15 protein-coding genes are annotated in these 20,798 nt (G+C 68.2%); 9 read left to right on the top strand and 6 right to left on the bottom strand.

The features are described 5' to 3' along the window. The first annotated feature begins 309 nt into the window (after window positions 1–309). Window positions 310–837, top strand: coding sequence for a GNAT family N-acetyltransferase (locus D7T59_RS04695; protein WP_180851096.1), 528 nt, complete (start codon window positions 310–312; stop codon window positions 835–837). Window positions 838–940: 103 nt separating this feature from the next. On the opposite strand, the gene D7T59_RS04690 is transcribed toward D7T59_RS04695, so the two are convergent. Beyond that, complete coding sequence (locus tag D7T59_RS04690; RefSeq protein WP_180851095.1) at window positions 941–1,594, bottom strand: YceH family protein; 654 nt, start codon at window positions 1,592–1,594, stop codon at window positions 941–943. A 101-nt stretch (window positions 1,595–1,695) separates the two neighbouring features. On the opposite strand from D7T59_RS04690, the gene D7T59_RS04685 reads away from it, so the two are divergent. The 4 genes from D7T59_RS04685 (at window position 1,696) to plsB (ending at window position 7,338) form a co-directional block, all read left to right on the top strand. Next, complete coding sequence (locus tag D7T59_RS04685) at window positions 1,696–2,619, top strand: 5'-nucleotidase, lipoprotein e(P4) family (protein WP_021202272.1); 924 nt, start codon at window positions 1,696–1,698, stop codon at window positions 2,617–2,619. Further along, entirely contained in the window at window positions 2,616–3,341 is a 726-nt protein-coding gene (gene pyrF, locus D7T59_RS04680; RefSeq protein WP_164139363.1) for an orotidine-5'-phosphate decarboxylase, read from the top strand. The genes D7T59_RS04685 and pyrF overlap by 4 nt, the downstream gene beginning before the upstream one ends. A 407-nt stretch (window positions 3,342–3,748) precedes the next feature. Beyond that, window positions 3,749–4,702 (top strand): hypothetical protein, encoded by a 954-nt coding sequence (locus D7T59_RS04675; RefSeq protein WP_180851094.1) that lies wholly within the window; start codon window positions 3,749–3,751, stop codon window positions 4,700–4,702. Beyond that, window positions 4,702–7,338 (top strand): glycerol-3-phosphate 1-O-acyltransferase PlsB, encoded by a 2,637-nt coding sequence (plsB, locus tag D7T59_RS04670; RefSeq protein ID WP_043035304.1) that lies wholly within the window; start codon window positions 4,702–4,704, stop codon window positions 7,336–7,338. Before D7T59_RS04675 ends, plsB begins: the two co-directional genes overlap by 1 nt. Window positions 7,339–7,438: 100 nt before the next feature. Here plsB and D7T59_RS04665 read toward each other — a convergent pair whose 3' ends face one another. Beyond that, window positions 7,439–7,642 (bottom strand): YdcH family protein, encoded by a 204-nt coding sequence (locus D7T59_RS04665; protein WP_049430910.1) that lies wholly within the window; start codon window positions 7,640–7,642, stop codon window positions 7,439–7,441. Between the two features lie 91 nt (window positions 7,643–7,733). Here D7T59_RS04665 and ttcA point away from each other — a divergent pair, with 91 nt between their 5' ends. From ttcA to D7T59_RS04650, 3 genes are read left to right on the top strand one after another with little or no spacing between them, the layout of a single operon-like run. Next, on the top strand, window positions 7,734–8,675 hold the full coding sequence (ttcA, locus tag D7T59_RS04660) for a tRNA 2-thiocytidine(32) synthetase TtcA (protein WP_180851093.1): 942 nt from the start codon (window positions 7,734–7,736) through the stop codon (window positions 8,673–8,675). A 36-nt stretch (window positions 8,676–8,711) separates the two neighbouring features. Further along, window positions 8,712–9,617, top strand: a complete 906-nt coding sequence (locus tag D7T59_RS04655; RefSeq protein ID WP_005411825.1) for a recombination-associated protein RdgC — start codon at window positions 8,712–8,714, stop codon at window positions 9,615–9,617. 59 nt (window positions 9,618–9,676) lie between these two features. Further along, on the top strand, window positions 9,677–10,456 hold the full coding sequence (locus tag D7T59_RS04650) for a M48 family metallopeptidase (protein WP_180851092.1): 780 nt from the start codon (window positions 9,677–9,679) through the stop codon (window positions 10,454–10,456). A 327-nt stretch (window positions 10,457–10,783) separates the two neighbouring features. On the opposite strand, the gene D7T59_RS04645 is transcribed toward D7T59_RS04650, so the two are convergent. Continuing rightward, a complete protein-coding gene (locus tag D7T59_RS04645; RefSeq protein ID WP_164137139.1) occupies window positions 10,784–11,650 on the bottom strand; it encodes a methylglyoxal synthase in 867 nt (288 codons plus the stop codon). Between the two features lie 159 nt (window positions 11,651–11,809). Between D7T59_RS04645 and D7T59_RS04640 the strand changes: the two genes are divergently transcribed. Then, window positions 11,810–14,230 carry an ATP-binding protein gene (locus D7T59_RS04640; protein ID WP_219629883.1) on the top strand — a complete coding sequence of 807 codons (2,421 nt, stop codon included), beginning with the start codon at window positions 11,810–11,812 and terminating at the stop codon, window positions 14,228–14,230. On the opposite strand, the gene D7T59_RS04635 is transcribed toward D7T59_RS04640, so the two are convergent. From D7T59_RS04635 to D7T59_RS04625, 3 genes are all read right to left on the bottom strand, one after another. Beyond that, complete coding sequence (locus D7T59_RS04635; RefSeq protein ID WP_164137140.1) at window positions 14,216–15,661, bottom strand: FAD-dependent oxidoreductase; 1,446 nt, start codon at window positions 15,659–15,661, stop codon at window positions 14,216–14,218. The genes D7T59_RS04640 and D7T59_RS04635 overlap by 15 nt on opposite strands. Window positions 15,662–15,756: 95 nt before the next feature. Next, window positions 15,757–20,211 carry a glutamate synthase large subunit gene (gene gltB / locus D7T59_RS04630; RefSeq protein ID WP_180851091.1) on the bottom strand — a complete coding sequence of 1,485 codons (4,455 nt, stop codon included), beginning with the start codon at window positions 20,209–20,211 and terminating at the stop codon, window positions 15,757–15,759. Between the two features lie 175 nt (window positions 20,212–20,386). Then, on the bottom strand, window positions 20,387–20,776 hold the full coding sequence (locus D7T59_RS04625) for an I78 family peptidase inhibitor (protein ID WP_099552806.1): 390 nt from the start codon (window positions 20,774–20,776) through the stop codon (window positions 20,387–20,389). Between the last annotated feature and the right edge of the window lie 22 nt (window positions 20,777–20,798).

Below are 20,798 nucleotides of genomic sequence, written 5' to 3'. Positions count from 1 at the left end.
TCTGGGGCGAAAGGTTTGGTGTGGTAACCACCATTCTCCTCAGATGCCCCGGGTGAACAACCTACCGGGAAGTCACAGTTAGTCGACCAGCACTGGACTTGGCCGGGCGGGTGGGCTGGTCGGGACACGCCGTAAACCCGTCCATGGGGGCTCGGCCGCGGCATCCATGCCGCGGACGGTCCCGCCCAGCCCACCCGCCCGGCCTCTGACAGGTTCCGTGCGCGCCAGCCACGGAAAAGAGAAAAAACAGAATCAAAATCTACAGCCGGGCGTTGAGGCAGAATCGGGGTTTCGGCTGGAGGTCTGCCCATGCATCCCATCGAAAGTGAACGCCTGCGCCTGCGTGCGATCGAGCCCGATCGCGATGCGGCGCCGATGCTGGCGCTGCTGAACGATCCGGGCTTCGTGCGCTTCATCGGTGACCGCAACGTGCGCAGCGAGGAACAGGCGCGGGAGTACATCGCGCTGCGCGTGCTGCACAGCTATGCGTTGAACGGGTTCGGCATGTATGCCATCGAGCGGTTGTCCGATGGTGCCTGGCTGGGCAATGCCGGGCTGGTGCGGCGCGATGGCCTGCCGGGGCCGGACATCGGTTATGCGGTGCTCTCGGAATTCGCAGGGCAGGGCTATGCCGGTGAGGCGGCGCGGGCGGTATTCAATCACGCGCGCACGGTGCTGGGCCTGCAGGATCTGTACGGCATCACCGACCTGGACAATGTGGCGTCGGGGAAGATTCTGCTGGGGCTGGGCATGCACGAGCGCGGGGTGATCCAGCTGCCCGGCATCGACACGCCCAGTCGCCTGTTCGCTACCTTGGGGGCGGCCGACGTCGGGTAGTGCCGGCCGCTGGCCGGCAACCGGGTCATGCCTGGATGTCGGCCAGCGGCCGGCACTACCGGGTGCACCTGCGGTAGCGCCGGGCCATGCCCGGCGGATGCCTTCAGCCGCCGCGCAGTTCGGCCAGCTGCGCCTGCAGTTCGGCCACCGCGGCTTCCAGCTGGGCCACGCGTTCGGCCAGGCCGGGGTCGGCCGCGTCGTTGCCACTGCCGCCGCTGGCGTACTTCGCTGCCAGCGCCGCGCCGTCCACTTCACCGCACAACAGGTGCATGTAGCGGTCTTCGCGCTGGCCGCTGGCGCGCGGCAGCACCACCAGCAGCGCGCGCTGCTGCAGGCGCTCGATGGCGTGGCGGGCTTCGTCGGTGTCGGCAAAACGATGCAGGCGCTCGCTGCGCGAGACCAGCTCGCCCAGGGTCTGCGGCCCGCGCAGCAGCAGCATCGCCAGCAGCACGGTCTGCTGCCGGGTCAGGTCCAGCGCGCCCTGCAGCCGGTGTTCGTAACGGTCGGCGCGTGAAGAAAAGTGCTGGCGTGCCAGGCCCAGGGTTTCCAGCTGGCGCAGGGCGTGCTGCACGCTGCCGGCGTCGACGTTCATCACCGGCTCGCGGGCGGTCTTCTGGTTGGCGGCGGACTGGGCCGCATTGACCGTCAGCGGGTAGGTATCCGGTGTGGTTGCCTCCTTCTCCACCAGGCAGCCCAGCAGTCGGGCCTGCACGGCGTCGAGCAGGGGAACGTCGGGGGTCTGGACGGAATCGGTCATGGCGGCCTCCGGAAGGGCAACGGGTCAACCGCCAAGCATAGCCGTCCCGAGGCCGCCTTTGCCGGTAAAATGCGCCGGTATATCTGATTGCCGGTGAATCCATGCGTCGTCCTGTTTCCCTGTCCCTGACCCTGCTCGCCACCGCGGCACTGGGCCTGTCCGCCTGCAAGCGCGTGGATGCGCCTGCTGCCGAAGCCGCTGCCCCGGAGGCCCCGGCCGCTGCCGCCAAGGCTGATGGCGCGCTTGATGCGACCGCCAACGACAATCTCAACGCCGTGCTGTGGATGCAGCGCGCACAGGAGTACAAGGCGATCACCGAGCAGACCTACCGCGCCGCGGCCGACCACCTGGATGCCGCGCTGAAGGAAGCCCACTGGGACGCGCTGGTGCCGGAAGAACGTGGCAACGAGGCCAAGGGCCTGAAGCCGGCCGTGGTACTGGACGTGGACGAGACCGTGCTGGACAACTCGCCCTACCAGGCGCGCCTGGTGCGCGACGGCAAGGAATACGACGAGCTGAGCTGGGACCAGTGGGTGGCCGAGAAGAAGGCCAAGGCCATTCCGGGCGTGGTTGATTTCGCCAAGGCCGCCAACGCCAAGGGCGTGACCCTGCTGTACATCTCCAACCGTGCCGTGCACCTGAAGGACGCGACCCTGGCCAACCTGCGCGAGCAGGGCCTGCCGGTGGCCGATGACAGCGTGTTCCTCGGCCTGGGCACCGTGGTGGAGGGCTGCGAGCAGGCTGGCAGCGAGAAGAACTGCCGCCGCCGCCTGGCCGGGCAGAAGTACCGCGTGCTGATGCAGTTCGGCGACCAGCTGGGCGACTTCGTGGAAGTGACCGCCAACACCAACGAAGGCCGTGACGCCCTGCTGCAGCAGTACCACGACTGGTTCGGCGAACGCTGGTGGATGCTGCCGAACCCGACCTACGGCGGCTTCGAGCCGGCGCAGTTCAACAACGACTACAGCCAGTCGCGCCAGGCCCGCCACGACGCCAAGCGCGCTGCCCTGGACTACGCACCGTGAGCCGCGCGCCGCTGCCGCTGCGCGATGACGAGCGCCTGATCTTCGCGCTGGACGTGCCCGACCGCGTGCAGGCGTTGGAATGGGTCGATCGCCTCGGCGACAGCGTGGCGTTCTACAAGATCGGCATGGAACTGCTGGCGTCGGGCGAGTACTTCCAGGTGCTGGACGAGCTGGCCCGCCGCGACAAGCGCGTGTTCGTCGACCTGAAGTTCTTCGATATCCCGGCCACCGCCGCGGCGGTGATCAAGCGCCTGTCGCAGTGGCCGGTCAGCTACGCCACCATCCATGGCTGGCACCCGGCCATGATGGAGGCCTGCGCGGCCGCCAACAGCGGCGACATGCGCCTGCTGGCAGTGACCGTGCTGACCTCGATGGGCCGCCCGGACCTGGCGCAGATGGGCATCGACCGCGAACCGGTCGACGTGGTGGTCGAGCGCGCGCTGGCCGCCCAGGCCGCCGGTATCGATGGCGTGATCGCCTCGGGACAGGAAGCGGGGCCGATCCGCGCTGCCACGGGCGCAGGCTTCTCGATCGTCTGCCCGGGCATCCGTCCGGGTGGCCCGGTCGGCGACGACCAGAAGCGTACCGTTGGCGTGGCCCAGGCCTTCGCCGATGGCGCTGACGCCATCGTGGTGGGCCGTCCGATCCGCCTGGCCACCGATCCGCAGGCCGCAGCACGGGCGATCCAGCAGGAAATCGCGTCGGCGCTGGCTGCGCGCTGAGATTCCGCGGCCAGGGCTGCAGGCTCGAACGCCATCCCGCCCTGCGCGGGGTGGCGTTTCTGCATCTGCCAGGCAGTGGTTGTGCCCGAATCGCCGCAAAACCTGCCGTAGATTTCATGGGATCGTTGTGGTGGGAATCATACTTCAATTAAATCAATGATTTATTTGTGGTTACGTAAAGTGTTGCCTTAAGTTGAAGCGCAGCGTAGGATCGCCGCCATCCGGTCCTCGGGCCGGACATGTGCCACAACACTGTCCACCGGCCTTGTGCCGGCTTGAAGAGCCTGTGATCCCCGTGATCCCGGCTCTTTTTTTATGCGCGGGACCCGACCCCAGGTTGTCCCCCCTGCTTGCCGCTGTCACGTCACAGGCCGCAAGATGCGGACCGGTCCGGGGAATCCGAGTGCATGAGCGTGGCAGTGCGAGGAAGGTCTGCGCGTGGATGGGGGCTGGCAGCCATGCTGCTGCTGGCCGTGGCGGCGTGTCGTGAATCTGCCCAGGACCCGGCCAAGCCGGCGGCCGAGCCGGTCGCGGCGGTGCAGGCGATGGCGCTGCGCCTGGCCGAGGACGATCTGGTCGGCTACGCACAGCTGTCGGTACCGCCGAGCCAGTACCAGCGTCTGCAACAGGCCTGGACCGAGGGCCACAGCCAATGGCCGCTGACCGAACTGCCACTGGGCGACCAGCTGCTGCCGATGCTGGCTGCACTGCGCAAGCCCAACGCCGGTGCAGAACTGCAGCGCAGCTTCGATCGCCAGCTGGCCGGCCAGGCCGGCGCCGTGCGCCAGGCTGCACAGTCGATGGGCAACTTCGGTGTGCAGTACCTGCGCCACCAGAAGGGCTACACACCGGGCCAGCAGGCGCACTACATCGCCCTGGTCGAAACCCTGGCCGGCTGGGCGCAGGGCGCCCCGATCAGTGATCGTGCCCGCGCACGCAGCACCATCGCCGCGCTGGTCGGCGCCGCCAACAAGGTCGGCTTCGACGACGAAGCCGGCCTGCAGGCCGCGGGCATGGAAGGCAGCCTTGAGCAGCTGGCGCCGTTCATCCACACCCTCAAGGCGGTGCTGGGCAGCTACGGGCTGGGCGTGGACGACGCGTTGCGCAGCCTGCGCGGCGAACTGCTGTCGGTGGAAGGTGACAACGCGCTGGTACGCTTGCGCTACGACCTTGCTGGTCGCGAGATGAGCCTGCAGCTGCCGCTGAGCCGGCGCGAAGGCCACTGGTACCTGACCCGAACCCTGGCCGACACCGACGCCCTGCTGCGCAAGGCCGACGCGGCCCGCGCCGCAGCGGCCCCCGTACCGGCTGAAGCCCCCGCCGAGGGTGGGGAAGCGGCAACGCCACCGCCTAAGCCATAATGGCGCCGATGTCGAAACAGAACCCGCTGCCGTTCCCCGGCGAAGAATCCCAGTCGACGCCCGCCGATACGGTGCCGGCGTCCCCCTCGACCGGTACCGGGCCGAACCCGGTACCGCCGCCCGCGCACGCGCGTCCGGCCGGCCGCCGCCCGCTGTGGGCACGACTTCTGGGTCGCCTTGTCGAGCCGTGGCTGTCGCTGAAGATCGAGCCGGAAGACCCGGGCCAGTACAACGATGGCCGCCCGGTCATGTACGTGCTGGAAGACTACGGCCTGTCCAACGCGCTGATCCTGGACAAGGCCTGCCGCCAGGCCGGCCTGCCGTCGCCGCTGGTGCCGCTGGCCGGTGACCCGACCGGTCGCAAGCGCGCTTACCTGGCACTGTCGCGACGCAGCTCCAGCAATTCGCTGATCCCCGAGCAGCGCGGTGCCAAGACCCATTCCGATTCGCTGGCCAAGGTCCTGCAGGCGCACCGCGTGCGCGATGACCTGGACGTGCACCTGGTGCCGGTGTCGATCTTCGTTGGCCGCGCGCCGGACAAGCAGAGCGGCTGGTTCGCGGTGCTGTTCTCGGAAAACTGGGCGCTGGTCGGCCGCTTCCGCCGCCTGCTGGCGGTGCTGCTGAATGGCCGCAGCACCATCGTCCGCTTCGCGCCGCCGATCTCGCTGCGCAGCACCGTGGACGAAGGCCTGGAACCGGAGCGCACGGTGCGCAAGCTGCAGCGCGTGCTGCGCACCCATTTCCGCCGCATCCGTGAATCGGTGATCGGCCCTGACCTGTCGACCCGGCGCCTGCTGGTGGACCAGGTACTGGCCGCCGAACCGGTGCGTGAAGCGATCGCCGCGCAGGCCAAGCGCGACAATTCGAAGCCGGCCGATGCCTGGAAGAAGGCGCACGCCTACGCCTGGGAAATCGCCGCGGACTACTCCAGCCCGGTGGTGCGCTCGGCCAGCTTCATGCTCAGCCATGTGTGGAACCGCATCTATGCGGGCGTGCTGGTGCACCATCTGGACAAGTTCAAGGCCGCCGCACCGGGCCACGAAGTGGTCTACGTGCCCAGCCACCGCAGCCACATGGACTACCTGCTGCTGTCCTACCTGCTGTACGACCGTGGCATCGTGCCGCCGCACATCGTGGCCGGCATCAACCTGAACCTGCCGGTGGTCGGCACCCTGCTGCGCAAGGGCGGTGCGTTCTTCATCCGCCGCTCGATCCGTGGCAACGCACTGTACTCGGCGGTGCTCAGTGAATACGTCGCGCAGCTGGTTGCCGGTGGCTACTCGCTGGAGTACTTCGTCGAAGGTGGCCGTTCGCGCACCGGCCGCCTGCTGCAGCCCAAGGGCGGCATGATCTCGATGACCCTGCGCGCATTCCTGCGCCAGCCGCGCAAGCCGGTGCTGTTCCAGCCCATCTACATCGGCTACGAGAAGCTGATGGAAGGCGGCAGCTACCTGGACGAACTGTCCGGCCGGCCGAAGGAAAAGGAATCGATCTGGTCGCTGCTGTGGGGCATCCCCAAGGTGCTCAAGCAGAACTACGGCCAGGTGGTGGTGAACTTCGGCGAGCCGATCGCGCTGAACGACGTGCTGGCCGAGAAGGCCCCGGAGTGGAAGGGCGAGGCGGTCTCCGAGGACGAGAAGCCGGCGTGGCTGTCGACCACGGTGGATACGCTGGCCGAACGCATCCAGGTACGCATCAACGGCGCCGCCGACGTCAACCCGATCAACCTGCTGGCGCTGGCGCTGCTGTCCACGCCGAAGCACGCGATGGGCGAGGCCGACCTGATCGCGCAGATCGAGCTGTGCAAGACCCTGCTGGTCGAGATGCCGTATTCGGACCGGGTGACGGTGACCCCGCACTCGCCGGAGCGGATCATCGCCCATGCCGAGGAAATCAACGTCCTCACCCGCATCAAGCACCCGCTGGGCGATGTGCTCAGCGTCAGCGGCGATACCGCGGTGCTGCTGAGCTACTTCCGCAACAACGTGCTGCACCTGTTCACCGCCTCGTCGTGGGTGGCCTGCTGCTTCCAGAACAACCGCCGCATGAGCCGCACCGGCCTGGTCCAGCTGGGCCGCACGGTGTACCCGTTCCTGCAGGCCGAGCTGTTCCTGCCGTGGAGCGAGGACGAGTTCGCGCAGCGCATCGACCAGACCATCAACGTGTTCGTGCGCGAGGGCCTGCTGCAGAACGTCAACGATGACGACGGCGGTATCCTGGCGCGCAACACCGGGCAGACCGACGAGGTGTTCCGCCTGCGTGCGATCGGCCACTCGCTGCAGCAGGCGTTCGAGCGCTATTACATCGCCATCTCGGTGCTGGTGAAGAACGGCCCGGGCGTGCTGGGTGCGGCCGAGCTGGAAAGCCTGTGCCAGCAGGCGGCGCAGCGTTTGAGCCTGCTCTATGCACCGGCCGCGCCGGAGTTCTTCGACCGCACCCTGTTCCGCGGCTTCATCCAGAAGCTGCGCGAGCTGCGCCTGGTGTGGCCGGACGAGAACAGCAAGCTGCTGTTCGACGAGCGCCTGGATGCCTGGGCCAAGGACGCCAAGTTCATCCTCGGCCGCGAACTGCGCCACACCATCGAACGGGTCAGCCCGGAAGCGGCACGCCCGGACGAGCCTGCGCCGCAGGATTGAAGATAGCGCCGGGTTGTGCCCGGCGGGTGGCATGCCAATCAAGGTTGGCATCTACCGGGGCGAAGCAGTAGATCCACGCCATGCGTGGATGGGCCACCGCTCACGCCGGCTCGTCGGGAATCTGCAGGCTTTCCAGCTTGGCGATGCAGTCCTTCAACTGCAGCTTGCGCCGCTTCAGGCGCTTGGATTCCAGCTCGTCCTCGCCGTTGGCGGCCATGCGGGTGATCTGTTCATCCAGCAGGCGATGCTCGGCGCGCAGGGCGGCGAGGCGTTCGACGATCTCGGCGGGGCTGTAGGTGTCCACAGCCTCCGAGCATACACAGCGATGATGACTGCCGGGAGAGGGGAATTCCGACCCCCGGCCGGGGCGGCTCCGAGCCGTTAGAATGGGCCCCATGAGTGCCGTGATTTCCCTTCCCGATCCCCTGCCGCGTTCCCAGCCGCGCGCCGCCCGCGATCCGCGCGTGGCCGAGCGCGAGCAGCACAAGCTGGCCAAGCGCCTGCGCCGCCAGGTCGGCGAGGCGATCGCCGACTTCGGCATGATCGAGGCCGGCGACAAGGTGATGGTCTGCCTGTCCGGCGGCAAGGACAGCTACACCCTGCTGGACGTGCTGCTGCAGCTGCAGAAAAAGGCGCCGGTGCCGTTCGAACTGGTAGCGGTGAACCTGGACCAGAAGCAGCCGGACTTCCCCGAGCATGTGCTGCCGGAGTACCTGGCCGGGCTGGGCGTGCCGTACCACATCATCGAGCAGGACACCTATTCGGTGGTCAGCCGGGTCATTCCGGAAGGCAAGACCATGTGTTCGCTGTGTTCGCTGTGCTCGCGGCTGCGTCGTGGCGCGCTGTACAACTACGCCGAGATCCACGGCTTCACCAAGATCGCGCTGGGCCACCACCGTGACGACATGGTGGCCACGTTCTTCATGAACCTGTTCCACCACGCCAAGCTGTCGGGCATGCCGCCGAAGCTGCGCAGCGACGATGGCAGGCACGTGGTGATCCGGCCGCTGGCCTACGTGCGCGAAAGCGACATCGTCGAGTACGCACAGGCACGCCAGTTCCCGATCATTCCCTGCAACCTGTGCGGCAGCCAGGAGAACCTGCAGCGCCGCCAGGTCGGCCTGATGCTGAAGCAGTGGGAAAAGGACCACCCGGGCCGCATCGAGCAGATCGCGCGCGCCATGGGTGAAGTCCGGCCCTCGCAGCTGGCCGACACCACCCTGTTCGACTTCATGGCGCTGGGCCGTCGCGACGACGCGCCGCTGCCCGACGCCCATGCCTGGCTGGCCGGTTCCCCGGCCGACGCCGACGCAGATCCCGAGACGCCCGCCGTTTAAGGTCGGCCGCCCTTCCTCTTTGCCATCCGGAATTCCATGTTCTTTCGCAACCTGACGTTCTTCCGTTTCCCGACCACCACCGATTTTTCCGAAGTCGACACCCTGCTGCCACACGCCCTGCTCAAGCCGGTCGGCGCGCTGGAAATGAATTCGCGCGGCTTCATCTCGCCGTTCGGCCGCGAGGAGAAGGAACTGCTCTCCCACCGCATCGCCGAGCACCTGTGGCTGACCGTGGGCGGCGAGGACAAGATCCTGCCGGCGGCGGTGGTCAACGACCTGCTCGAACGCAAGCTGGAGGAGATCGAGGAGAAGGAAGGCCGCCGCCCGGGTGGCCGCGAGCGCAAGCGCATGAAGGACGACCTGCTGCATGAACTGCTGCCGCGCGCCTTCGTGAAGTCCTCGCGCAACGACGCCTTCATCGACCTGCAGCACGGCTACGTGGCGGTGGATACCTCCAGCCGCAAGACCGGCGAATACTTCATGTCCGACATCCGTGGCCTGCTCGGCAGCTTCCCGGCCATGCCGCTGAACGCCGAAGTCGCGCCGCGCTCGATCCTGACCGGCTGGATCGCCGGCGAGCCGCTGCCGACCGGGCTGAGCCTGGGCGAAGAGTGCGAGATGAAGGACCCGGTGGAAGGCGGTGCGGTGGTCAAGTGCCAGCACCAGGAGCTGCGCTGCGACGAGATCGACAAGCACCTGGACGCCGGCAAGCAGGTGACCAAGCTGGCGCTGATCTTCGAGGACAACCTGTCGTTCGTGATCGGCGACGACCTGATCGTGCGCAAGCTGAAGTTCCTCGACGGTGCCCTGGACCAGCTGGAGCACGCCGACGAAGACGGCCGCCGCGCCGAGTTCGACGCCCGGTTCGCCCTGCAGAGCGCCGAGATCCGCCGCCTGTTCCTGTTGCTGGAAGAAGCCTTCAAGCTCAGCAAGGCTGACTGAACAGGCAACCCGACGGCCGCCGGTCATCCGGCGGCCCGAAGCAGCGCTATGCTGAGCGCATGAGCCGTCTGCTGCGCCGCCTGATCAGCCCGACCCCGCCCGCCACCGTACAGCGCGACACCGTTCGCCTGCGCCTGGAGGATGCCGAGATCGAGGTGCTGCGCGTGCGCGACCCGCGTGCGCGGCGCATCAAACTGAGCGTGGACGAGCGCGGCGCGCGCCTGACCCTGCCGCCGCGGGCAAGCCTGGTGATGGGCGAACGCTTCCTGGAACAGCACCGCGACTGGCTGGCGCTGCAGCTGCGCCAGTACCAGGGGCAGGGCCTGCCGGCACCGCTGCAGCCCGGCGAAGACGGTGTGCTGCCACTGCGCGGCGAACTGCTGCCACTGCGCTGGCAGGAAGGTCGCTACGCGCGCCTGGAGATCGATGCGCACGGCGCCTGCGTGCAGTGGCCGACCCGTGGCGGTGATGCCACCCTGCGTCGCCTGCTGCGCGAGTTCTACGAAGCACAGACCCGCGCCGACGTCGGCCGCTGGTTGCCGAAGTACCTGCCCACCCTGCCGCGCGCGCCCAGCCGCCTGCGGCTGAAGGTGATGTCCTCGCAATGGGGCTCGCTGGCCCCCGACGGCAGCATGGCGCTGGACCTGGCATTGGTACTGGGCTGTTCGGAAGCGTTCGAGTACGTGCTGGTGCACGAACTCTGCCACCTGATCCAGCCCAATCACTCGCCCGCGTTCTGGCACGAAGTGGAGCAACGCTTCCCTGCCTGGCGCGAACAGCGCGATTACTTCCAGCTCGAAGGGCGACGCCTGAAAGCCATGCTCCGCCAGCTGTTGTAGAGCCGAGCCGATGCTCGGCTAACGCGCGTAGCGCGGATATTCAGCCCTCGCGATCAACAGCAGCCGAGCATGGCTCGGCTCTACAAAAGCGCGCGCAGCGCGCGACCCGCTCCTGCTCTTCTTTCTTCCTTCCGTGGTGGGCACACCGGAATCTGTCCGTGGCCGGGCGGGGKGGGTTGCGCAGGGGCGTGAGCCGCATGGATGCGGCGACCGAGCTTACAAGGACGTACTTGCAGCGACCCCTGCGCAATCCACCCCGCCCGGCCAAGCACGGCTTTGCCTTCGGATACCACCCACCACGAGGGGCTCAGCCGTTGGCCGAAACCCTCACCCCGCCCGCATCGCCGCCGCCGTCGCCCACCGCGCCGCCACCCGCGGTGCGGTAATGCACACCGCCTGGTCGGTCACCGTCGTCACCGCCCGCTCCAGCAACTGGATATCCGCCTCGTGCTGGCGCGCCACGTGCGGATCCTCGAAGAAGATCGCGCGCTGACAGCGTCCCTCCAGCACCCGGTCTGCAATCTGCGCGTCGCCGCCCATCGGGCCGCTCTGGTAGCGCGTCACCCAGGGTGTATCGCTGGGCCAGCCACGGCTCCAGGCCAGCTCGTTCAAGCGCTGGCCGGTAGTCCCGGTTGCCACCCGCTCACCGAAACGGGCCAGCACCTCGAAGTGCTCGTCGGCGAAGGCCAGCATCGCCGGCTTCATCGCGTCGTGCGCGATCAGCGCCAGCGTCTGCCCCTCGAACGCGTGCAGGTCGCCAGCCCCGGCATCGGCGGCCAGGCCGGCGTGGATGCGCTCCACCTCCACCCAGTCGCGCGCGGTGGCCACGGTGGAAATGAACGGCTTGCCGTGGATCACGCACTGCCGCTTCAGCGCCGTGGCTTCCGGAAACACGGAGGACGGATCGACCGGGTCGATCAGGTAGATCGCGCCATCCAGCGTTCGTTCCGGCCCCATGCCAACCACCTCGGCGACCAGCTTCATCAGGCCACCCTCGCGACCGTAGGGATAGCGGTGCAGGCCTGCGTATCCGGTCAGGAAGCCCTGTCGCTCGATCGCGTCATGGGTGCGGCCGACCGCGTGCAGCGACACGCCCAGCTCGCGCAGGCCGGGTTCGCTGACGCGCAGCCAGCGGAACAGGGCGGCGCGCGCATCGTGGTGATGGAGACGGTTGGCAGCCAGGCCGATGCGCATCGAATGCTCCGCAGATACGGGTGAAGGCGGCAGTGTATGTCGGCAGTCCCCTTCCTTGGCGCTTTTACAACTTTCTTCATTGCGCCTCGTCCACGCGCCGCTAGCGTGAGAGGCAGCGGTACCGCTGCGCGGCCGTTCATTTCCGCCCGCGAGAAGAGGATGCCCATTGTGAACGCCGCTGGCCTGCGTGCTGCCACCGCAGTCGTGGCCAGCCTGTTGTTGTTGCCTGCCATGGCCGCTGCTGCGGGTTGCAGGACGCCACTACGCATTGCCTGGCCCGCCGACCGCGCACCGCTGTCCTCCAGCGAGCAGGGCCGGCCGAGCGGGCTCAGCGCGGAGTACCTGAAGCTGCTGGGTGCGCAGCGACCCTTGCAGATGCAGCCATTGCCGGCCGCCGCCATCGCCGAAGGAACGGTGCCGCCCGGCACCCAGGCGCTGCTGGGCTGGCCGCGCTCGCAGTTGCCGGCGGGCTGGGTGGCCAGTGCTCCCTACGTGCAGCTGCCACAGGTCATCGTCCGGCGCCGGGATGCATCGCCGGTGCTGGGCCTGGATGCGTTGCGCGGAGGCACCGTGGCCAGTCCCGACCCGCTGTCGCTGATCGGGGCGCTGGCCGAACAGGCGCCGGGCGTGCAGCTGCTGCCCCCCGCTCCGATCGACGACGCCCTGTCGTTGCTGGGCACGGGCCTGGTCGATGCCGTGGTCGCCAATCTTGGAGAGGTCGAGGCCGCGTTGCGCAGCTATCAGGGCGAGCCGCTGGTAATCGCCGCGCCAACCGGAATCGACGACGCGCCGGTCCTGGCCACCGTTCCTGCCTGCGCCGAGGTCATCACGGTGTTCGAGCAGGCCGCGTCGCAGCTGTCCGCGAACGAACGTGAGGCGATCCGCACGGCCTGGTTGCCGGACCAGCCGCGACACCCATCATCGGCGTCACCCTTGCGCTGGCTGGTGCCGGCCTCGCTGACCCTGCTGGCGCTCGTGCTGGTGTACGCCTTCGGCTACTGGCGCGTGCATCGCGAGAGCGAACGGCGCCGTGTGGCTGCGCAACGCCTGCAGGAGGTGACCTCGAACCTGCCAGCGGTGGTCTATCAAGCGCGACGCTCCGCCACCGGCCGCTACAGCTTTTCCCAGATCGCAGGCGATGTGCAGGCGTTGTTCGGAATCAGCGTGCAAACCGCCCTGATCGATCAACAGCGCCTGCTGGCGGCGGTACATCCCGATGATCGCTCTGGGTTGATGGATGCCATCGACGCCGCTGCCCTCGCGCGGGGGCCGATCGACGTCACCTTCCGCATCTGCTCGCCACTGGGTTGGCGTTGGGTCCACTCGCATGGGCGGCCGCTGTCCCTGGACAGCAGCGACGTTGAATGGAGTGGCTACTGGATCGACATAAGCGAAGTGCAGTCGCGCACCCATGCGCTGGCCGAGGCGCGCCATGCGGCCGAGCAGGCAGCGCTGGCCAAGACCCATTTCCTGGCGACCATGAGCCACGAGATCCGTACGCCGATGAGCACCCTGCTGGGCATGCTCGAGCAGTTGGCGGGCAGCGATCTGGATCATCGCCAGCAACAGGTGCTGGTGACCGTGGGTGATGCTGCCCAGATGCTGCGCCAGATCCTGGACGATGTGCTGAACAGCCAACGGCTGCAGGCGTTGCCGGTGCAGCTGCGGCCCACGAGCGTGGCGGCACTGGTGCGTGCGGTGCAGCAGTTGCTGATGCCGGTGGCGGCCAGCCGGGGCCTGCATCTGCGGATCGAACTCGATCCGGATCTGCAGGCCGGATCGCTGGCCGACGGCCTGCGCCTGCGCCAGATCCTGTTCAACCTTGCCGGCAACGCGCTCAAGTTCACCGAGCATGGCGGCGTGGACCTGCGGGTGCAGGTGCTGCAGCAGCGCGATGGTGGCCAACGTCTTCGCCTGCAGGTAAGTGACAGCGGTGTGGGTATCAGTCCGGAGCGGCAACAGGCGGTGTTCGCTGCCTACACCCAGGCCGAGGCATCGACAACGCGGCGTTTCGGCGGCAGTGGCCTGGGCCTGGCGATCTGCCGTGAACTGGCCGCATCGATGGAAGCAGAACTTTGCCTGCGCAGCACGCCGGGCAAGGGCACCACCGTGTGGCTGGAACTGGATCTGGACGCCTGTGAGTTGCCTGCCGAGGCGTTGCCGCTTCCGACAGAGGCGGCGCGGCCACTGTCATCGGCCCGGGTGCTGGTGGCTGAAGACCATCCCACCAACCTGCATCTGCTGGAGCAGCGGCTGCACGATCTGGGACTGCAGGTGCACGCCTGCACCGATGGTCGCCAGGCCCTGGAGGCCTGGCAGGGGCGGGCGTTCGACCTGGTCATCACCGACTGCCACATGCCGCACATGGATGGCTTCGCCTTGGCACGGGCCATCCGTGCCGACGCCTGCGCGGTTCGCGCGCAGGTCCCGATCATCGCACTCACTGCCAGCGTGCTGGACCGCACCCGCGAGGCCTGCCGCGAAGCGGGCATCGATCATTTCCTGGCCAAGCCGGTAGAGGCGCAGGAACTGCGTGGCTTGCTGGCCGCGCTGCTGGTGCCGGAATCAGTGCGCCAGTAGGCGGATGATGCTGGCGGCAGCGTCGCGGCCTTCGGCTACGGCGGTTACCACCAGGTCGGCGCCACGCACCGCGTCGCCACCGGCGAACAGGCGTGGGTGCGCGGTCTGGAACGGCAGGCGGTCCTTGCCGCCGGCCACGATGCGGCCATTGGACTGGCCTTCCACGCCGTGTTCGGCCAGCCAGGCTGGCACCGTCGGCGAGAAGCCGAAAGCGATGATCACCACGTCCGCCTCCAGCAGCGATTCACTGCCGTCGATCGGCACCGCGTTCTGGCGGCCGTTGGCATCGGGCTCGCCCAGGCGGGTCTCGACCACGGTCACACCGATCACTTCGTCATCGGCACCGGCTTCGATCGACAGCGGCTGCCGGTTGAACAGGAACCGCACGCCTTCTTCGCGGGCATTGGCTACTTCGCGCGCACTGCCGGGCATGTTGGCCTCGTCGCGGCGGTAGGCACAGGTGACCTTGGCCGCGCCCAGGCGCACCGCGCTGCGCACGCAGTCCATGCCGGTATCGCCGCCACCGAGCACCACCACGCGCTTGCCATTGAGGTCGGGCAGGGCGATGGTGTCCTCCCAGCCGGCGATCGGCCTGCCCTTTGGATCATCGCCACTGACGATGCGGCTGTTCTGCACCAGGAATGGCAACGCCGGCAGCACGCCCTTCAGGTCCTGGCCGTCGAGGCCGCCATCGGTGTAGCGGTAGGCGCCGGTGCCGACGAACACCGCGTCGTGGCTGTCCAGCAGCTGCTGCACGCTGACATCGCGACCGATCTCCACACCGAGGCGGAACTGCACGCCCATGCCCTCGAGCACTTCGCGGCGGCGATGGATCACGTCCTTGTCCAGCTTGAAGCTGGGAATGCCGAACTGCAGCAGGCCGCCGATCTGCTCGTAGCGGTCGTAGACCACCGCAGCAATGCCGGCGCGCGCCAGGCGGTCGGCACAGGCCAACCCGGCCGGGCCGGCGCCGATCACCGCCACGCTGTGGCCGGTCGGCTGCACCGCGCCCAGGTCCGGGCGCCAGCCGGTGGCCAGCGCGGTATCGACGATGTACTTCTCGACCGCGCCGATGGTGACCGCGCCGAATTCCTCCAGTGTGCAGCTGCCTTCGCACAGCCGGTCCTGCGGGCAGACGCGGCCGCACACTTCCGGCAGCGGGTTGGTGCTGTGGCACAGCGTGGCCGCCTCGTGGATGCGGTTCTCCTGCACCAGCTGCAGCCACTGCGGAATGGCGTTGTGCACCGGGCACTTCCAGCTGCAGTAGGGGTTGCCGCAGTCCAGGCAGCGGCCGGCCTGGTACTGCGCGTCTTCCTTGCCGAATTTTCCGTACAGCTCACCCCAGTCGCCGGACGTGCGCAGTTCCACCGGAATGCGTTGCGGCATGGTGCGGGGCAGGTCGAGGAACTGGAAGGCGTGCTTGCGGCTCATGGCGGGCTCTGTGGTGTTTTCCGGATGCCGGCCAGCGGCCGGCACTACAGCGGTGGGGAGGTCGGGGCGCCAGCTGCGGACGGCGCCCCGCCTTGTCACGCCGCGCGGCGGAGGGTTTCGGTCAGCGACTCGATGCTGGCGGCCTTGGGTTTGACCAGCCAGAACTTGCCGATGTAATCGCGGAACTCGTCCAGGATCTGCTGCGCCCAGATGCTGCCGGTCAGCTCGCGGTGGCGGCCGATCAGGCGGTGCAGGTGCTGGCGGTAGTTCTCGAAGCCCTCGGCCGATACGCGGTGGATGTCGATCAGCTCGTGGTTGTAGCGGTCGACGAAATCGCGGTCGACGTCCAGCACGTAGGCCAGGCCACCGGTGAAGCCGGCGCCGAAGTTCAGGCCGACCTTGCCCAGCACCAGCACCACGCCATCGGTCATGTACTCGCAGCAGTGGTCGCCGGCACCTTCCACCACCGCCAGCGCGCCGGAATTGCGCACTGCGAAGCGCTCGCCCGCGCGGCCGGCGGCAAACAGCTCGCCACCGGTGGCGCCGTACAGGCAGGTGTTGCCGATGATGGCGGTGCTGCGGGCCTCGAAGCGCGCGCCGCGCGGCGGGCGCACCACCAGGCGGCCGCCGGCCATGCCCTTGCCGACGTAGTCGTTGGCTTCGCCTTCCACTTCCAGGTGCAGGCCACCGACGTTGAAGGCGCCGAAGCTCTGCCCGGCGCTGCCACGGAAGCGCAGTTCCAGCGGGGCGTCGGCCATGCCCTGGTTGCCGTGCGCGCGGGCCACGGCACCGGCCAGGCGGGTGCCGATGCTGCGGTCGGTGTTGTGGATCAGGAAGCGGTGTTCGCCGCCCTGCTTGTGCTCGATGGCCGGCGCCAGCAGGCCGTCCATCTGCGTGGCCAGGCTGTCCGGCGATTCGTACAGGCGCTGCGCGGCGCAGTGGCTGCCTTCGTACGTGGCATCGGCGAGCAGGCGCGACAGGTCCACGCGCACGCCCTCGCGCGGGGCGGCCTCGATCTGCCGCAGCAGGTCGGTGCGGCCGACGATCTCTTCCAGCGAACGCGCGCCCAGGTAGGACAGCCAGCCACGCACTTCCTCGGCCAGCAGGCGGAAGAAATTCTCCACGCGCTCGGGCTGGCCGGTGAAGTGGTTCTCGCGCAGGCGGTCATCCTGGGTGGCCACGCCGGTGGCGCAGTTGTTGAGGTGGCAGATGCGCAGGTACTTGCAGCCCAGCACGATCATCGGGCCGGTGCCGAAGCCGAAGCTGTCGGCGCCCAGCAGCGCGGCCTTGACCACGTCCAGGCCGGTCTTCAGGCCACCGTCGGTCTGCAGCAGGGTGCGCCCGCGCAGGTCGTTGGCGATCAGCGCCTGATGCGCTTCGGCCACGCCCAGCTCCCACGGGCCACCGGCATAGCGGATCGAGCTGACCGGCGAGGCGCCGGTGCCGCCGTCATGGCCGGAGATGGTGATCAGGTCGGCACCCGCCTTGACCACGCCGGCGGCAATCGTGCCCACGCCGGCATGGCTGACCAGCTTCACCGACACCAGCGCGGTCGGGTTGACCTGCTTGAGGTCGTAGATCAGCTGGGCCAGGTCTTCGATGGAATAGATGTCGTGGTGCGGCGGTGGCGAGATCAGGCCGATGCCCGGCCGGGCGTAGCGCAGGCGCGCGATCAGTTCGTTGACCTTGTGGCCCGGCAGCTGGCCGCCCTCGCCAGGCTTGGCCCCCTGCGCGACCTTGATCTGCAGCACTTCGGCGTTGACCAGATACTCGGCGGTGACGCCGAAGCGGCCCGAGGCCACCTGCTTGATCTTGCTGCGCTTTGCGGTGCCATAGCGGGCGGGATCCTCACCGCCTTCGCCGGAATTGCTGCGGCCGCCAAGGCGGTTCATGGCGATGGCCAGTGCTTCATGCGCTTCCGGCGACAGTGCGCCGAGGCTGATGGCGGCGGTGTCGAAGCGCGGGAACAGCGTGCTGGCCGGGGCGACCTCGTCCAGCGGCGTCGGCGTGGCCGCCGGCACCAGTTCCAGCAGGTCGCGCAGTGCCGACGGCGGCCGTGCATGCACGGCATCGCAGTACTGCTGCCACGCACGCGCGTCACCGCTGCGCGCCGCGCGCTGCAGGGTGGTGACCACGTCCGGGTTGTACATGTGGTACTCGCCGCCGTGCACGTACTTCAGCAGGCCGCCGACATCCACGTCCTGCTGCGCGTCCCAGGCCTGGCTGCACAGTTCGCGTGCATCGCCATCCAGGCGTGCGAAACCGGCGCCACCGATGCGCGAGGCGGTATCGGGGAAGCACAGGTCCACGACCTCCGGTTCCAGGCCGATGATCTCGAACAGCTGCGCACCGCGGTAGCTGGCCACGGTGCAGATGCCCATCTTCGAGATGATCTTCGACAGGCCCTTGTAGACACCCTTGCGGTAGCGGCGGCCGATCTGCGACTGCTCACCGCCCTTGCTCAGCTTGAGGATGCCGCGGCGACCGAGGTCGAACAGCGTCTGGTAGGCCAGGTACGGATACACCGCGGTGGCGCCGAAGCCGAGCAGGCAGGCCATGTGGTGCGGGTCGCGCGCGGTGCCGGTCTCGACGATCAGGTTCACATCGCAGCGCAGGCCCAGCCGCGAGAGGTGGTGATGGATGGCACTGGTGGCCAGCAGCGCATGCACCATCGGCCGCCCGGCCACCGGGTAGCGGTCGGACAGCAGCAGCATCACCATGCCATCGCGCGCGGCCTGCTCGGCCTCGGCGCAGATGCGTTCGATACCGGCGCGCAGGCCTTCATCTTCGCTGTAGGACAGGTCGAGCAGGCGGTTGGCCTGCACGTACTGGTCCATCTTCAGCAGCTGGCGCAGCTTGCGCTGGCTCAATACCGGCGAATTGAGGATGACGTGGTTCACCGTCTCCGGGCCGGCATGGAAGATGTTGGTCTCCTTGCCGAGCTGGGTGGACAGGGACATCGCGCAGTCTTCGCGCAGCGGGTCGATCGGCGGGTTGGTGACCTGCGCGAAGGCCTGGCGGAAATAGTCGTACAGCGGGCGGCTGCGCTGGCTCAGCACCGCCATCGGCGTGTCATCGCCCATCGAGCCAGTGGCTTCCTGCTCGGTCTCGGCCAGCGGACGCAGCACCTGCTCCACTTCCTCGCTGCTGAGCTGGTAGAGCTTGTGGTAGCTGCGCAGGGTGCCTTCGTCGAAGGGTTCTTCCACCAGCGACGGGTCGATCAGTTCGGTCTGCAGGTAGGTGACGCCCTGCTGCAGCCACTGCTTGTAGGGGGCGCGGCCGCGGTTGATGCGGTCCACTGCGTCGGAGTCGAGCAGGTCGCCACGCTTGAGGTCGATGGCCACCATCTCGCCGGGGCCGAGCTTGCCTTTGCGCACCACGCGCTCGGTCGGCACTTCCCACACGCCCGCTTCGGAGGCGACCAGGAAGTGGCGGTCGGCGGTCAGCATCCAGCGCGCCGGGCGCAGGCCGTTGCGGTCCAGCGTACACACCGCATAGCGGCTGTCGCAGGCGACGATGCCGGCCGGGCCGTCCCACGGCTCGCTGTTCAGGCCGTGGAACTCGTAGAACGCGGCCAGGTCCGGATCCTTGAATTCCAGCGACTGGGTGGCTGGCGGCACCAGGATGCGCAGCGCCTGGATCAGCTCCATGCCACCGGCCACCATCAGCTCCAGCATGTTGTCCAGGCTCTGCGAATCCGAACCGTGCATGGAGATGACCGGGTCGAACTCGGCGATGTCGAAGCGCGGCGTCTTCCACACCTTGCTGCGCGCCTGCGCCCAGCGCCGGTTGCCTTCGATGGTGTTGATCTCGCCGTTGTGGGCGAGCATGCGGAACGGGTGCGCCAGCGGCCAGCGCGGCAGCGTGTTGGTGGAAAAGCGCTGGTGGAACACGATGGCGCTGGAGGCCAGTTCGCGGCGCTGCAGGTCCGGATAGAAGCGGCTGAGCTTGTCCGGCAGCACCATGCCCTTGTAGCTGATCGCATCCGGGGTGAGGGTGGTGACGTAGAAGTCGGCGTGTTCGCGCAGCTGTTGTTCGCTGCGGCGACGGGCCAGGAACAGCGCCAGCGCGAAGCCGCCGTCATCCTGGCCGACGCCGGCGTCGACGAACACCTGTTCGATACGTGGCAGGGTATCGCGCGCCAGCTGGCCGCAGACGCTGTCGTCGGTGGGTACCTCGCGCCAGCCGGCGACCTTGCAGCCCACCGCTTCCACCTGCGCCTGCAGCTGTGCACGGCAGGCCTGCGCTGCGTCGGCCGCATGCGGCAGGAACACCAGGCCGGCGGCGAAGCGTGCAGCGACGCTGATGCCGGCCTCGCTGGCCAGCAGTTTCAGGAACGCATCGGGGCGACGCAGCAGCAGGCCGCAGCCATCACCGGTCAGGCCGTCGGCGGCGACGCCGCCACGGTGGGTCATGCGTGAGAGCGCGGCGATGGCGGTATCAACCAACAGGCGCGATGGTTGATCGTCGAGCTGGGCGACCATGCCAAACCCACAGGCATCGCGCTCGGAGCGCGGGTCGTAAAGCCCTTGGCGGTTGCGGGGGGCCATCTCTACCTCGATGCGTGATGAATTGAACGGGGACACTCAAGCCCGCTCAATCCCTGGAGCGCATCGTGAGGCCACCGGATGCCTCGACTAGATCACAGGTTGCTGCAACGCCGCAATACACGGTTGCAGGTGCAACAGAACGCGCCGGCAACCCAGTGCCGGCGCGGGGCCGGACTCAGCCGCAGCGCGCACCGCTGACCGCGCCCTTGTCGTCCACTTCGATGTTCAGGCGGTCGCCGAGGAACTCCATCGTGGCCACATCATTGGGCTTGAGTACGCGCACCTGGCTGGCGCCGGCATCTTCCTGGGCCTGCTTGCCGAGGGCATCGGTGTACGCCTGGCCGACCAAGCTCTGCACCTGGCTGGCATCGCAGGTGCCGACCGGCGGCGCTTCGGTGGCCTTGCCGGCGTCGTCGGCCGGTGCCTTGGCGGCCTCGGCGGCCTGCTGGGCATGGGCCGTGGCCGAATCCTGTTCATCCAGCGCCGGTGCCTGGCAGGCGGTCAGGGCCAGCACGGCCGGCAGCAACAGGACGGAGAGCGAACGGGCGCGAATCGGAAACGACATCATGACTCCGGAAGGGGTTGTG

The sequence above is a fragment of the Stenotrophomonas maltophilia genome, from assembly GCF_013464915.1.
In the GTDB taxonomy this organism is placed as follows: Bacteria; Pseudomonadota; Gammaproteobacteria; order Xanthomonadales; family Xanthomonadaceae; genus Stenotrophomonas; species Stenotrophomonas maltophilia_AT.
The sequence above is the reverse complement of the archived record's forward strand: the minus strand, read 5'-3'. Positions and strand labels throughout refer to the sequence as shown.

Excerpts from the sequence above, each read along its gene's own strand:
- D7T59_RS04685 (WP_021202272.1), top strand. The coding sequence starts at position 1,696 with ATGCGTCGTCCTGTTTCCCTGTCCCTGACCCTGCTCGCCACCGCGGCA.
- D7T59_RS04675 (WP_180851094.1), top strand. The coding sequence starts at position 3,749 with ATGAGCGTGGCAGTGCGAGGAAGGTCTGCGCGTGGATGGGGGCTGGCA.
- D7T59_RS04640 (WP_219629883.1), top strand. The coding sequence starts at position 11,810 with ATGCCCATTGTGAACGCCGCTGGCCTGCGTGCTGCCACCGCAGTCGTG.
- D7T59_RS04635 (WP_164137140.1), bottom strand. The coding sequence starts at position 15,661 with ATGAGCCGCAAGCACGCCTTCCAGTTCCTCGACCTGCCCCGCACCATG.
- D7T59_RS04690 (WP_180851095.1), bottom strand. The coding sequence starts at position 1,594 with ATGACCGATTCCGTCCAGACCCCCGACGTTCCCCTGCTCGACGCCGTG.
- gltB (WP_180851091.1), bottom strand. The coding sequence starts at position 20,211 with ATGGCCCCCCGCAACCGCCAAGGGCTTTACGACCCGCGCTCCGAGCGC.
- D7T59_RS04645 (WP_164137139.1), bottom strand. The coding sequence starts at position 11,650 with ATGCGCATCGGCCTGGCTGCCAACCGTCTCCATCACCACGATGCGCGC.
- D7T59_RS04695 (WP_180851096.1), top strand. The coding sequence starts at position 310 with ATGCATCCCATCGAAAGTGAACGCCTGCGCCTGCGTGCGATCGAGCCC.
- D7T59_RS04625 (WP_099552806.1), bottom strand. The coding sequence starts at position 20,776 with ATGTCGTTTCCGATTCGCGCCCGTTCGCTCTCCGTCCTGTTGCTGCCG.
- plsB (WP_043035304.1), top strand. The coding sequence starts at position 4,702 with ATGGCGCCGATGTCGAAACAGAACCCGCTGCCGTTCCCCGGCGAAGAA.
- ttcA (WP_180851093.1), top strand. The coding sequence starts at position 7,734 with ATGAGTGCCGTGATTTCCCTTCCCGATCCCCTGCCGCGTTCCCAGCCG.
- D7T59_RS04655 (WP_005411825.1), top strand. The coding sequence starts at position 8,712 with ATGTTCTTTCGCAACCTGACGTTCTTCCGTTTCCCGACCACCACCGAT.
- D7T59_RS04650 (WP_180851092.1), top strand. The coding sequence starts at position 9,677 with ATGAGCCGTCTGCTGCGCCGCCTGATCAGCCCGACCCCGCCCGCCACC.